Below are 13,577 nucleotides of genomic sequence, written 5' to 3'. Positions count from 1 at the left end.
GGCTGGCCGAGGCGCTGGCCGGCCACGGCGGCGCGGGGCGGGCGGCGGCCGGCTACGCCGCGCTCTACCGGCCAGCGCCTCGGCCAGCCCGACCACCGCGTCCACTCCGTGGCAGGCGATCCGGTCCGCGAGCGGCGGTCGCCGACGGCGGGCGTGTCCGAGCGCGTGCGCGATCGCCACCCGCAGCCGCCGGCCGGTCAGCACATGCGGCAGCGCGGCACCCAGCACCAGATGACGGTGCAGCCAGTTCCCGGGACGCCGGACCACTCGCAGCTCACAGCCGGCCCCGCCGGTCAGCACGATCCCGTCCGGCACGGGCACCCGCAGATCCTCGGCCACGTCCTGGACCAGTTCCCACAACACCGGCTGCGCCCGGGCGTCCACCGCGAGCCCCGCCGGCAGCCGGCGCGGTCCGGTCAGCTCCAGCAGCAGCGCGACCAGCGCGACGACGCCGAGGCCCCACAGCACGGCCGCCCCCGAGGTGAAGAATCGCCCGTGATCGACGATCGCACCGGTCACGAACGCGACGAGCAGGAGCGGTAGCGCGAGCACGACGTACAGCACGCCCAGGAGCACCACTCCGGCGAGTGCGCGTAGCCCCGTCCCTGCGCCCATGGATCCCCCTCGAAGCAATGACTCACTCGTTCGGGGTCGACCCTAGGGCCTGTCTCTCGGCCGCCGCCGGATCCCGCACGATCCGACCGGACCGGCCCCGTCATCGGGCGGGGAGCACCGGCCGCGGGCACCGGCCGCGAGCAACCCGTCGGGGTCGCCGAACCCGAGTCGCCGATCAGGGCAGCAGCGGCTCCAGCAATCGGTGCGGCCGGCGCATCGCGAGGGTGACCGCGTCCTCGCGCCGCAACAGGTTCGCGCCGGGCCCCGGGGCCACCTCCGTCTCGTCGGGGGCGACCACCGCCGCGCAGACCGCACAGATCCCGGTCGAGTCCACCGTTCCGCCGCAGCCGTGGTGCCGGAAGATCCGGCAGGCCACCCCGTTCTGCACGTGCTTCTCGCCCCAGCGGAGCATGCTGCGGACGATCGGCCACAGGTCGACGCCGCGTTCGGTGAGCACGTACTCCTCCCGAGGCGGCGATTCCTGGTAGCGGCGCTTGTCGAGCACCCCCGCCTCGACCAGCGTCTGCAGCCGGCTGGACAGCACGGCGCGCGGAATGTCCAGGTGGGCGAGGAAGTCGCTGTAACGCCGGACGCCGTAGAAGGCGTCCCGCACGATCAACAGCGTCCAGCGCTCGCCGACGAGTTCGAGGGTGCGGGCGAGCGCACAGTCCTGCTGCCCGTAGTCCTTGCCCAAAGCCATGCGAGCACTTTAACCCCGGGTCGGTTCATTCATCGAACCTTCGAGTGCTACGTTTCCCCGGCAGCATCGGTTCATTCACCGAACCGACTCGGCAGGACTCGCAATCCGGGAGCACAGCCATGTCCATCGCAACGTCCATCGCCCCGCGCACCGCACCCAAGGCGCCCGACCCGGTCACCGGCAGCGGCTCCGCGGGCGCGACCGTGCCCGTGGTCGCCCTGGGCACACTGCTGCTCCTGGCGACCTACACGATGCCGATCGCGATCGTCCCGGACACCGTGCGCGAGTTGCACGCGGGCCCCGGCGGCCCGGCCTGGATCCTCAGTGCCATCGGCCTGGGCCTGTCCGCGGCCCTGCTGATCACCGGCAGCCTCGCCGACGACTTCGGTCGCCGCCGGATCTTCACGGCCGGCGCACTGGGCCTGGCGGTGTCCTCGGCGCTGACCGCATTGGCCCCCTCACTGCCGCTGTACGTGGTCGGCCGCGCGCTCCAGGGCGTCGCCGGGGCGGCGATCATGTCCGCCGGGCTCGGCCTGCTCGCGCACAACCACCAGGGCGCCGCCCGCGGCCGGGCCATGGCCGCGTACGGCTCCTCGATCGGCGCGGGCATGGTCGTGGGGCCCCTGCTCGGCGCCGGGTTGGCGCTCGCCCACCGCTCCGCGCCCTACTGGTTCTCCGCCGGCGCCGCCCTCACGGTGGCCGCGGTCGCCCGCCGGATGCCCGAATCGCGCGCCGAACACCCGCGCCGGCCGGACGTGTGGGGCACGCTGACCCTGGGCCCGGGTCTGATCGCGCTCACCGCCGCGCTGATCGAGGGCCGACAGGGGTGGCACCGGCCCGTGGTCGACGTGCTGATGGTCGTCGCGGTGCTCCTGCTCGCCGGCTACGGCGCGACCGCCCTGCGCGGCCGGGCGCCGATGCTCGACCTGCGCATGTTCGCCCGCCCCGCGTTCGCCGTCGCCACCTTCGGCGCCCTGATCGTGGGCGTCGCGGTGATCGCCATCGCGGCCTACCTGGGCACCGTCTTCCAGGGCACGCTGGGCCTGAGCGCACTGGGCGCCGCCCTCCTGCTCGGCCTGTGGTCGGCCGCGGCCGCGATCACGTCCTTCGCGGTCGGCCGGGTGCACGTACTGCCCGACGCCCGGCACCGCTTCGCAGCGGGCCTGCTCGTCGCCGCCATCGGCTTCATGGGCCTGTACGGGCTCACCCCGGCCGACTCGTGGGCGCGTGCCGTGCCCGGCCTGCTCGTCGGCGGCTTCGGCGTGGGCCTGGTCAACACCGCGCTCGCCCGGCTCGCGGTGGAGAGCGTGCCGGTCGACCGGGCGAGCATGGGCTCCGGCGCCAACAGCACCGCACGCTACATGGGCGCCTCGATCGGCGCGGCACTCGTGGTCGCCCTGGTCGACGCGGGCGGCATCGACCTGGCGATCCTGGTCGCGGCCGGCCTGTCCGTGGTCGGCGCACTCGTCACACTCGGTCTTCGCCAAAGCGAATAAACCCACAAAATGTTTCATGTCGGACACCCGCCGGCGACGCCGGGCCGCGCGTCTGGAAAACTCGGGTCATGTGACGAGCGATGTGGAAATCCCAGCGACGGATCGACCCGCAGCACCGGCGGGTCGCCGTCGTTTTCGGGCATTCGCGAACGCGATAGTCGAGCGGCCGTACCTGATCACCGCAGGCCTGATCGGCCTGATCATCGTCACCGGCGTGAACGGCCCCGACTGGCCCGCGCAGTACTTCCGGACCTGGCTGATCCGCGACCACGGCACGTATCTGTGGAACAACCAGTGGTATGGCGGACATCTGCTGCCGGGCTACAGCATCCTCGCACCGGTCATCGCCTCCAAGATCGGCACCGCCACGCTGACCGCGCTCTCGTGTGTGACCTCCGCGTGGGCCTGGGACAAGCTCCGGGTCGGCGGGAACGACTTCGCCCGCCGGGTGGGCAGCTGCTGGTTCGCGGTGATGTGCAGCGTCGACTACCTGATCGGCCGCACCCCGTTTGCCCTGGGCGTCGCCGCGGGCATGCTCGCGATACTGGCCGCCCGCCGCCGACACCCGCTATGGGCCGGCTTCGCCGCCCTCCTGTGCGGGCTCTCCAGCCCGCTGTCCGGCGCGTTCCTGATGCTGGTCGCGCTCGCCTGGGTGCCCAAGGAGCGGGTCTGGCCGACCCGACTGTGCTTCGCCCCCGCCGCGCTGGGCCTGGTCGCCGCGCTCGCCTTCCCCAACGAGGGCATGTTCCCGTTCCCGTGGTGGCGGTTCCTGCCGATCCTGGCCTTCGCCGCAGTCGGCCTGCTGATACTGCCCAAGGAGCAGCAGAGCGCCCGGCGCTTCTTGTGGTTGTACGCGGCCACCGCGGTGATCTTCTTCTTCGTGCCGACCTCGCTCGGCGGCAACCTGGCCCGGCTCGGCGAGCTCACCGCCGGTCCGCTGATGGCGGTCGTACTGCTCTCGGCCGGCCGGCGTCGACTCGTGGTGCTGCTGACCCTGCCGCTGCTGGTCTGGCAGTTCCAGTCCGCCGCGCTGGCCATCACCCACGACATCAAGGACTCGCCGGGCGAGAAGCCGCAGTACTACGCGGGCATGCTCGACTTCCTGCAGAAGAACAACACCCACCCGCTCGGCCGGGTGGAGATCCCGTTCACACGAGGTCACTGGGAGTCGGTGTTCGTCGCCGAGAAGATGCCGCTGGCCCGCGGCTGGGAGCGCCAGCTGGACCGCAACTACAACGCGGTGCTCTACCAGGAGGACCTGACGATCCAGGAATACCGCGACTGGATCGACAACACGGGCGTGCGTTTCGTGGCCCTGCCGGACATCCCGATCGACCCGTCCGCGATCCCCGAGGCCGACCTGATCCGCAAGGGCATCCCCTGGCTCAAACCGGTCTACGCCGACAAGGACGGGCACTGGCAGATCTGGGAGGTGGAGAAACCGACGCCGATCGTGATGGGACCGGGCGAGCTGACCGAGCTGACGCCGAGCAGGTTCTCCTTCGACGCGCGCTCGGCGGGAACGTTCGTGATCAAGATCCACCCGACCTTCTGGGTGACCCCCGACCGTCCCGGGATCGTGATCAAGGCGACCGAGGACGAGTGGAGCGAGATCACCGTCGACCGGCCGGGACCGGTCACGGTCTCCGCGCGCGACGCGAAGCTCTTCAAGGGCAAGAACGGCTAGGCGCTCTCCGGCGAATCCCGGCGGGGCCGGGCCACCCGGCATCGCCGGACAGGCCCTGGGGCCGATCCCGGGCGCCGGGCGCCCGGGGGCGGCCCACCTCCGGACCGGCCCGGCGTGCTCACGGCTTCGGCGGCGCCGGGTCCAGGCCGCCCACCCACTTGGGCGACGGCGGCCGCCACGCCTTCGCCTGGGCCAGCAGGTCCGCGCCGTCCCGGGCCACCAGCAGGGTCGAGCGCAGCTCCGGCTTGAGGAAGCCGTTCACGGTCATCGTGTCCAGCGCGTCCAGGAGCGGCCGCCAGAAGCCGTCCACCTCCAGCACCGCGACCGGCTTGGCGTGGATCGCCAGGTGCTGCCAGGTCCACACCTCGAACAGCTCCTCCAGAGTGCCCGCACCGCCCGGCAGCGCGACGAAGGCGTCCGCCTGCTCGGCCATCGCCGCCTTGCGCTCGTGCATCGTCTCGGTGACCTGCAGATCGGTCAGGCCAGGGTGCGCGAACTCGCGGTCCACCAGCGAGCGTGGCATCACCCCGATCACCTCGCCACCCGCCGCCAGACACGCGTCCGCCACCGCGCCCATCAGACCCACGTGGCCGCCGCCGAAGACGATCCCGACGCCGGCCTCCGCGAGGGCTCGGCCGAGTTCGACCGCCGCCTCCCGGAACCGGGGCGAGGCACCCGACGCCGATCCCGCGAACACCGCTACCCGCATGTCAGGCTCCCTGCGTTGCCGACCACCGAAGTGGTTCGTATCGACCCGGTTCGATACGAAGTCTGCCAACCCGCCCCCGGAACACGGCGCCGGCCCCGCCCCGGCCCGCGGCGGGCGTGGCGGGGCCGGCGGATCGGTATCGCATCGATGGTGAATCGAGTCGATGAATCGTCTATCTCGCGATCCGGCGGCGGTACAGTCCCGGCATAGGAGGGCAAATTCGGCCAACGTCGGTGGTGGTCACCCAACCCGACGTTGACGGGAAGACCCCCCGCCACGGCAGAATGCCCGCGTGCCCGCCACCGAGCGCCCTGCCTCGGACATCCCGTTCGAGCGGCTGTTTCCCGATCTCGACGACCATGGCCGTGAGCGCCTGGTCGCCGCCGCTCAAGCGCTCGATCTGCGCCGCTCGCTCGACGATCCCGCGCGCTGGTTCTGGAACGAGCCCGACCCGCTGAGTCCCGAGCCCGAGCCCGAGCCGTCCCCGCACATCCTGGGCACCGCGCTGCTGCTCTACGAGGCCGACGGCGACTGGCTGGAACTGGGCCTGGACGTATGGCAGCTGGACGGGCCCTTCGTCAGCGTCACCGCCACGGTCGAGGTGGCGTGCTGGTGCGACACCGATCACAACATGCACGCGGTCCAGCGCGCCGAGTGGCCGGCGTCCACCGCGCAGGCGTTCCTGGAGGCGTTCCACACCGCCGCGCTCTCGGTGATCCGTCGGATCGAGGGTCCGCGCGACCCGCGCGACCTGCGCGCCCGTGCGGGGCTGCCCAACCCGCCCGAGCCACCCCCTGAGGACGACCTGCCCGATCCCCCATCCGGCCCCGTAATCTGAACCAGCGTTTCATCCGAACGAAGGATTTTTTCGCACCGCACCGGTGATTTCACGGCGGACATTGCGCCATGGCACGCCATACATCGGACAATCCGGCGTCCTACCTCAAGGCCCACCTGCACCACATCGGCCTCGATCTGAAAAGCTAAGCCGTCATGACACATGCTCTGGACGGCCGCATACCCCTCGGGGAGCCCAAGTCGGATGCGGGCGGCACTGCCCCCCGCACCTGGCGACGGCACCTGCGCGGAGTCCTGGTCGCCGTCGCCGAGCATCCGTACCTGATCACCCTCGCCCTGGTCGGCCTGCTGACCGTGCTGGGCATCAACGGCGCCGACTGGCCCGCGCAGATCTTCCGTGCCTGGCTGGTGCGCGACCACGGCGCCGTACTGTGGAACAACCAGTGGTACGGCGGCCACCTGCTGCCCGGCTACAGCGTGATCACCCCGGTCCTGGCCGGCGGGATCGGGACCCGCCTGCTCACCGCGATCTCCTGCGTCGCCGCCGCGTGGGCGTTCTCCCGCCTGCGCCTGGGTCGCGGCGACCTGGCCCGCCGGGTCGGCAGCTGCTGGTTCGCGGTGATTGTCAGCATCGAATACCTGATCGGCCGCACCCCCTTCGTGCTCGGCGTGGCCGCCGGGCTGATGGCGATCCTGGCGGCCCGCTCCGGGCATCGCGCGTGGGCCCCGGTCGCGGCCGGGTTCTGTGGCCTGGCCAGTCCGCTGGCCGCCGCGTTCCTGCTGATGATCGCGCTCGCGTGGGTGCCCGCCGAGCGGGTGTGGGCGACCCGGTTCAGCCTCGCTCCGGCCGTGATCGGCCTGGTGATGTCGCTGGCCTTCCCCGGTGGCGGCGACTTCTCCTTCCCGCTGTGGCGGTTCGCCGCGATCCTGGGCTTCGCGGGCGTGGGCCTGGCCCTGGTCCCGCGCACCGAGGTCAGCGCGCGCCGCTTCCTGTGGCTGTACGCGCTCTCCTCCACCGTGCTGTTCCTGATCCCCAGCGCGGTGGGCGGCAACGCGGCCCGGCTCGGCGAGCTGTGCGCCGGGCCGCTGATGGCCGTGGTGCTGCTCTCGCTGGGCCGCAGGCGGCTGGTGGTGCTGCTCGCCATCCCGCTGCTGGCCTGGCAGTTCTCCTCGGCCGGCAAGGCGGTCGCGTTCAACAACCAGGACAGCACCGGCAAGAACTCCGCCTACTACACCGGCATGCTCGACTTCCTGGAGCGGGCCAACCTGCCGGTGGGTCGAATCGAGATCCCGTTCACCCGCGGCCACTGGGAGACGGTCTACGTCGCCGAGCACATGCCGCTCGCCCGCGGCTGGGAGCGCCAGCTCGACCGCGCGCACAACGCGGTGCTCTACGGCCCCACGCTGGACGAGGGGCAGTACCACGCCTGGGTGCGTGAGACCGGCGTGCGCTTCATCGCGCTGCCCGACGTGCCGCTGGACCCCTCCGCCAAGCGCGAGGCGGAGATCCTGCGCTCCGGCCCCGACTGGCTGGTGCCGGTGTGGTCCGACCCGCACTGGGTGATCTGGGAGGTCGCCGACCCGGTCCCGCTGCTGGACGGCCCCGGCCAGCTCGTGGACATCACCCCCAGCGGCTTCACCCTGTTGGCCCAGCAGGCCGGCACGTTCACCGTGCGCATCCACCGGACCAGCTGGTTCGTCGCGAACAAGCCCAACACGAGCATCGGCGAGACGGAGGACGGCTGGACCGAGATCACCGTCACCGAGCCCGGCGAGGTCACCATCACGGCCAAGGCGTCGGCGGTCCTGCCCTGACGGGTGCGGGTAGGGTGATTCGGGTTCATGCCCTGGTGGAAAGGTAAAGCAAACCGATGGCCGAGCACCACGACCACTCCAGCCACGATCACCACGATCACGAAGAAGGCCGGATCTTTGTGATGGGCCGCCCGGTGGACGCGTACCCCGCCATGGCGCCCGAGGCCGCCCGCGGCAAGGTTCTGCGCGTCACCGTGGTCGGCGAGGACGTCCTGCACCGGCCCTGCGCCGAGATCACCGAGTTCGGCACCGAGGAGCTGAACACGCTGATCGACGACATGTTCCTGACCATGTACGTCGCCGACGGGGTGGGCCTGGCCGCGAACCAGGTCGACGTCGGCATTCGGCTGTTCGTGTACGACTGCGTGGACGAGGACGGCCACCGTCACGTCGGCCACCTGATCAACCCGGTCCTGGATGAACTGCCCGCGACCGAGCGGCACCTGGAGGAGGCGGGCGAGGGCTGCCTGTCCGTCCCCGGCCCGCACGAGGACTTGGCCCGCCCCGACCGTGCGATCGCGCGTGGGGTGGACAAGGACGGCAACCCGCTGGTGATCGAGGGCGAGGGCTACTTCGCCCGCTGCCTCCAGCACGAGACCGACCACCTCGACGGATACCTGTACATCGACCGCCTCTCCAAGCGTGAGCGCAAGAACGTGCTCAAGGAGATGGAGTCGATGCGCGACGAGGTCTTCGCCAAGCGCGACGCGAAGGCCAAGCAGCTCGCCGGCTGACCGGCCGATCCGATCCACCACGCGTGCCGAACCGCCGCGCCGCGCGAAAGTCGAAGCGCCGCAGTCGCAATCCGAACCGAAAGGGGCGGGGAACCCAAGGATCGGTTCCCCGCCCCTTTCAGGCGTTCGGGTCGGTGACCCTCGGGTCAGCTGCAACCGCTGGTCGAGCCGCAGCCCTCGCACACGTAGCAGCTGCCGGCCGGGCGCATCTTGATCCCGCAGGAGAAGCACAGCGGAGCGTCCGCGCTGCGGCCCTGGCGGGCCTCCAGCAGCTCGGTCGAGGAGTGCACCGCGGCCGGGACCGGCTTGAGGTCCGGGGCCTTGGGCGCGGCGTCCACCGGCGCGGACTGCGCGAGCGTGCGCATGTCCTCGGCGGCGGCCGGCTCGTCCGGCTCGTAGGAGCCGGTCTCCAGGTGCCGGGTGCGCTCCGCGGCGGAGTGGATGCCCAACGCCGAGCGGGTCTCGAACGGCAGGTGGTCCAACGCCAGGCGACGGAAGATGTAGTCGACGATCGACTGCGCCATCCGCACATCCGGGTCGTCGGTCAGACCGGCCGGCTCGAAGCGCATGTTGGTGAACTTGGAGACGTAGGTCTCCAGCGGCACGCCGTACTGCAGGCCGACCGAGACCGCGATCGAGAAGGCGTCCATCATGCCCGCGAGGGTCGAGCCCTGCTTGGACATCTTCAGGAAGACCTCGCCGAGGCCGTCGTCCGGGTAGGAGTTGGCGGTCATGTAGCCCTCGGCGCCACCCACCGAGAAGGACGTGGTGATGCCGGGCCGGCCCTTGGGCAGGCGCTTGCGCACCGGGCGGTACTCGACGACCTTCTCCACCACGGGGGCCGCGGTCGACTTGCCGTCGTCCGCCTTGCCCTTGTTCTCGCCCTTGCCGGCCGAGAGCGGCTGGCCGACCTTGCAGTTGTCGCGGTAGATCGCCAGCGCCTTGATGCCGAGCTTCCAGCCCTGGAAGTAGATCTCCTCGATCTCCTCGACGGTGGCGTCCTCGGACATGTTGACCGTCTTGGAGATCGCGCCGGAGATCCACGGCTGGATCGCCGCCATCATCCGCACGTGGCCCATCGGCGAGATGGTGCGCTCGCCCATCGCGCAGTCGAACACCTCGTAGTGCTCGAGCTTGAGGCCGGGCGCGTCCACCACGTGGCCGTGCTCGGCGATGTGCTCGACGATCGCCTCGACCTGCTCGGGCTGGTAGCCCAGCCGGCCCAGCGCCCGGGCGACCGTGCCGTTGACAATCTGCATCGAGCCGCCGCCGACCAGCTTCTTGAACTTCACCAGCGCCAGGTCGGGCTCGACACCGGTGGTGTCGCAGTCCATCATCAGGCCGATCGTGCCGGTCGGGGCCAGCACCGAGGCCTGCGCGTTGCGGAAGCCGTTCTTGTCGCCGAGCTTGGCGACGTCCTTCCACGCCTTGGTCGCCAGGTCCCACACGGGGGCGTCCAGGTCGTCCATGCGCTTGCCGGCGTCGTTGGCCTCGGCGTGCAGGCGCATGACGTGCTTGTGCGGCTCGGCGTTGCGGGCGTAGCCGTCGTACGGGCCGACGATGGCGGCCAGTTCCGCGGAGCGCTTGTACGCGGTGCCGGTCATCAGCGAGGTGATCGCACCGGCCAGCGCGCGGCCGCCGTCGCTGTCGTAGGCGTGGCCGGTGGCCATCAAGAGCGCGCCCAGGTTGGCGTAGCCGATGCCCAGCTGACGGAACGCGCGGGTGGTCTCGCCGATCTTCTCGGTCGGGAAGTCGGCGAAGCAGATCGAGATGTCCATCGCGGTGATGACCAGCTCGACGACCTTGGCGAACTTGTCCGCGTCGAACGTGTCGTCTTCACGCAGGAACTTCATCAGGTTCAGCGACGCGAGGTTGCACGACGAGTTGTCCAGGTGCATGTACTCCGAGCACGGGTTGGACGCGGTGATCCGGCCCGACTCGGGGCACGTGTGCCACTTGTTGATCTCGTCGTCGTACTGGATGCCGGGGTCGGCGCAGGCCCACGCCGCCTCGGCCATCCGGCGGAACAACGCCTTGGCGTCGATCGTCTCCAGCACGTCGCCGGTGATCCGGGCGCGCAGGCCGAACTCCTTGCCCTGCTCGACCGCGTTCATGAACTCGTCCGAGACCCGGACCGAGTTGTTCGCGTTCTGGTACTGCACCGACGCGATGTCGGCGCCACCGAGGTCCATGTCGAAGCCCGCGTCGCGCAGCGCGCGGATCTTCTCCTCCTCCTTGACCTTGGTGTCGATGAAGTCCTCGATGTCGGGGTGGTCGACGTCGAGGACCACCATCTTGGCCGCGCGGCGGGTGGCGCCGCCCGACTTGATGGTTCCGGCCGACGCGTCCGCGCCGCGCATGAAGGAGACCGGGCCCGAGGCGTTGCCGCCCGAGGTCAGCAGTTCCTTGCTGGAGCGGATCCGGGACAGGTTCAGGCCGGCACCGGAGCCGCCCTTGAAGATCAGCCCCTCTTCCTTGTACCAGTCCAGGATCGAGTCCATCGAGTCGTCGACCGACAGGATGAAGCACGCACTGACCTGCTGCTTCTGCGCGGTGCCGACGTTGAACCAGACCGGCGAGTTGAAGCTGAAGATCTGGTGCAGGAGGGCGTACGCCAGCTCGTGCTCGAAGATCTCCGCGTCGGCGGGGCCGGCGAAGTAGCCGTTCTCCTCGCCGGACTTGCGGTAGGTCTTGACGACCCGGTCGATCAGCTGCTTCAGGCTCCACTCGCGCTGCGGCGTGCCCACCGCACCGCGGAAGTACTTGCTCGTGACGATGTTGACCGCGTTCACCGACCAGGAGTCGGGGAACTCGACGCCGCGCTGCTCGAAGTTGATCGAGCCGTCGCGCCAGTTGGTCATGACGACGTCACGACGCTCCCAGACCACCTCGTCGTACGGGTGGACGCCGGGGGTCGTGTACACGCGCTCGATCCGCAGGCCCTTACCGGGTCGTGACCGACCGGAACCGCGTGCTGAGCCGCTCGTCGTCTCTGTCATGCCGTCTCCTCTTTTGAACAACGCCGTGGGCAGGCCGGAAGCATCCCGGGGGATGTCCCGCCGACCGGTCGGGTGGTCCGTCGTTCGTGTGCTACCGAATTGATTTCTGGTGATCCGCGATCAGTCCGAGGCGGGACTGTTCGCCGCGTCCACGGGCACCGCGGGTTCCGCCGACTCCGCGCGACCGGCGCGCAACAGGGCGACCTCGGCCTCGAAGTCCTCCAGGGACTCGAAGGCTCGGTACACGGACGCGAACCGCAGGTAGGCGACCTCGTCGAGCTCCCGCAACGGGCCCAATATCGTCAGGCCCACGTCGTGGGTGGTCAACTCGGCGCACCCGGTGGCCCGCACCGCCTCCTCGACCCGTTGGCCGAGCAGGGCCAGCGCGTCGCCGGTGACCGGGCGACCCTGGCATGCCTTGCGCACGCCGGCGATGACCTTGTCCCGGCTGAAGGGTTCGGTGACGCCGCTGCGCTTGATCACCGTGAGCGAGGCGGTCTCGATCGTGGTGAAGCGCCGTCCGCAGTCCGGACACGATCGCCGGCGCCTGATCGCGGCGCCGTCGTCGGTGGTCCGGCTGTCCACGACGCGGCTGTCCGCTCGCCGACAGAAGGGGCAGTGCATGCGGTTCCCTCTCCCCCTCGTTGAGACGCAGGTCGTACGTGTTGCCCGTGCGTGCCGCGCGCGGTATGGCGAAGCGTGCCCGGTCGTTGCCGCGCCCCCGCCCCGAGGGCCGCCCCGAAGGGGCCCGTCCGGTGCGCTCCGGGAATATGGTATATACGGCAAACACAACTTGTGGGCTCCTTCAACGCCCTCGACCACAAGATGTAGTGGCTACGGTAGACCGCGACCCCGAGCGCTGCAAGCCGACTCGCAGACACTCGGAGAGCTTGCGGTGACCTCTCGTCATCCCCGCAGGTCACCGCCCGCAGGTGGCGGAAAATTGACCCGTCCGGCCGGCGTGTCGCGACGCACGGGTCACGGATGCCACATATCGGGCGCCCGAAGTCATCCCTTTTCCGCGCTGAATTCGAATGTATGTACGATTACTACAGCGGGAACCGAATGATCGCCATCGGATTGGCCTAAATTCACTCGAACGTGTGTTTGGCGCAACCTTTCGAACCCGACTACCGTTCTTCACGTGCGAGCAATCCGTCGAAAGGGCCAGCCGTGACCGGAGAAGCCACCGGAGCCATCCACCCCGGAATCCGCACCGAAACCCTCCCCGCGAAACACCCGCACAGCGCCACCGTGCCACCCCCGGCGCCCGCCCCGGGCACCGAGAACGGGCAGGTCCAGGGCGGTGTGACGCGGCGTCCGGCGGGGGGGCTGACGCCGCGCCAGACGCGCGTCCTGGAAGTGATCCGCACTTCCGTGGAGTCGCGCGGATATCCGCCGAGCATGCGGGAGATCGGCGAGGCCGTCGGCCTCTCCAGCACTTCTTCCGTCGCGCACCAGCTGATGGCCCTCGAACGCAAGGGCTATTTGCGCCGTGATCCGCACCGGCCGCGCGCCTACGAGGTGCGCTCGCCCGACGGCGGCCGGCCGCTTGCGCCGGCCGGGCCGCACGCCGAACGCGGCGCGCAGGCCGCGTCCTACGTACCGGTGGTCGGCCGGATCGCGGCCGGTGGCCCGATCCTGGCCGAGCAGTCCATCGAGGACGTGTTCGCGCTGCCGCGCCAGCTCGTCGGCGACGGTGACGTGTTCCTGCTCAAGGTGAGCGGCGACTCGATGATCGAGGCCGCGATCATGGACGGCGACTACGTCGCGGTGCGCCGCCAACCGGTCGCCGAGAACGGCGACATCGTCGCGGCGATGATCGACGGCGAGGCCACCGTCAAGCGCCTGCGCCACCGTGACGGGCATCGCTGGCTGATGCCGCACAACCCCGCCTACGAGCCCATTCCGGGAGACGAGGCGACCATCCTGGGCCGCGTGGTGGCCGTCATGCGACGGGTCTGAGATGAGCGGGGACGGCGACATATCGGCCGCGGGCGGTCGTGCGGCGAGAGCTCGCCGCA

Annotated in this window: 10 protein-coding genes and 1 pseudogene; 6 read left to right on the top strand and 5 right to left on the bottom strand. The window is 70.4% G+C overall.

What is annotated here, in order from left to right; genetic code table 11:
• Positions 1-615, bottom strand: a pseudogene (locus ABZS54_RS38005) (hypothetical protein); the annotation flags it as partial.
• Between the two features lie 175 nt (positions 616-790).
• On the bottom strand, positions 791-1,315 hold the full coding sequence (locus tag ABZS54_RS38000; RefSeq protein WP_355546647.1) for a helix-turn-helix domain-containing protein: 525 nt from the start codon (positions 1,313-1,315) through the stop codon (positions 791-793).
• A 119-nt stretch (positions 1,316-1,434) separates the two neighbouring features.
• Between ABZS54_RS38000 and ABZS54_RS37995 the strand changes: the two genes are divergently transcribed.
• Both ABZS54_RS37995 and ABZS54_RS37990 read left to right on the top strand, forming a co-directional pair.
• Positions 1,435-2,811, top strand: coding sequence for an MFS transporter (locus tag ABZS54_RS37995; protein ID WP_355546645.1), 1,377 nt, complete (start codon positions 1,435-1,437; stop codon positions 2,809-2,811).
• Between the two features lie 16 nt (positions 2,812-2,827).
• Positions 2,828-4,498 carry a hypothetical protein gene (locus ABZS54_RS37990; RefSeq protein WP_355546643.1) on the top strand — a complete coding sequence of 557 codons (1,671 nt, stop codon included), beginning with the start codon at positions 2,828-2,830 and terminating at the stop codon, positions 4,496-4,498.
• A gap of 118 nt (positions 4,499-4,616) precedes the next feature.
• Here ABZS54_RS37990 and ABZS54_RS37985 read toward each other — a convergent pair whose 3' ends face one another.
• Positions 4,617-5,207: a TIGR00730 family Rossman fold protein gene (locus tag ABZS54_RS37985; RefSeq protein WP_355546641.1), complete on the bottom strand. Its 591-nt coding sequence runs from the start codon at positions 5,205-5,207 to the stop codon at positions 4,617-4,619.
• A gap of 292 nt (positions 5,208-5,499) precedes the next feature.
• Between ABZS54_RS37985 and ABZS54_RS37980 the strand changes: the two genes are divergently transcribed.
• The 3 genes from ABZS54_RS37980 to def all read left to right on the top strand — a co-directional run bounded on the left by ABZS54_RS37980 (position 5,500) and on the right by def (position 8,554).
• Positions 5,500-6,045: a hypothetical protein gene (locus ABZS54_RS37980; RefSeq protein WP_355546639.1), complete on the top strand. Its 546-nt coding sequence runs from the start codon at positions 5,500-5,502 to the stop codon at positions 6,043-6,045.
• Positions 6,046-6,200: 155 nt separating this feature from the next.
• A complete protein-coding gene (locus ABZS54_RS37975) occupies positions 6,201-7,820 on the top strand; it encodes a hypothetical protein (RefSeq protein ID WP_355546637.1) in 1,620 nt (539 codons plus the stop codon).
• Between the two features lie 56 nt (positions 7,821-7,876).
• Positions 7,877-8,554: a peptide deformylase gene (def, locus tag ABZS54_RS37970; protein ID WP_355546635.1), complete on the top strand. Its 678-nt coding sequence runs from the start codon at positions 7,877-7,879 to the stop codon at positions 8,552-8,554.
• Between the two features lie 146 nt (positions 8,555-8,700).
• Here the strand turns inward: def and ABZS54_RS37965 are convergent, their stop codons facing one another.
• Entirely contained in the window at positions 8,701-11,553 is a 2,853-nt protein-coding gene (locus ABZS54_RS37965; protein ID WP_355546633.1) for a vitamin B12-dependent ribonucleotide reductase, read from the bottom strand.
• 120 nt (positions 11,554-11,673) lie between these two features.
• Positions 11,674-12,177 carry a transcriptional regulator NrdR gene (gene nrdR, locus ABZS54_RS37960; protein WP_355546631.1) on the bottom strand — a complete coding sequence of 168 codons (504 nt, stop codon included), beginning with the start codon at positions 12,175-12,177 and terminating at the stop codon, positions 11,674-11,676.
• 684 nt (positions 12,178-12,861) lie between these two features.
• Here nrdR and lexA point away from each other — a divergent pair.
• The gene (gene lexA, locus ABZS54_RS37955; protein WP_355546649.1) at positions 12,862-13,518 is read left to right on the top strand and encodes a transcriptional repressor LexA; all 657 of its coding nucleotides are present in this window, start codon (positions 12,862-12,864) and stop codon (positions 13,516-13,518) included.
• Positions 13,519-13,577 lie beyond the last annotated feature (59 nt).

Origin of the sequence: Embleya sp. NPDC005575, assembly GCF_040605455.1 — a bacterium.
Classification (GTDB): Bacteria; Actinomycetota; Actinomycetes; order Streptomycetales; family Streptomycetaceae; genus Embleya.
The sequence above is the reverse complement of the archived record's forward strand: the minus strand, read 5'-3'. Positions and strand labels throughout refer to the sequence as shown.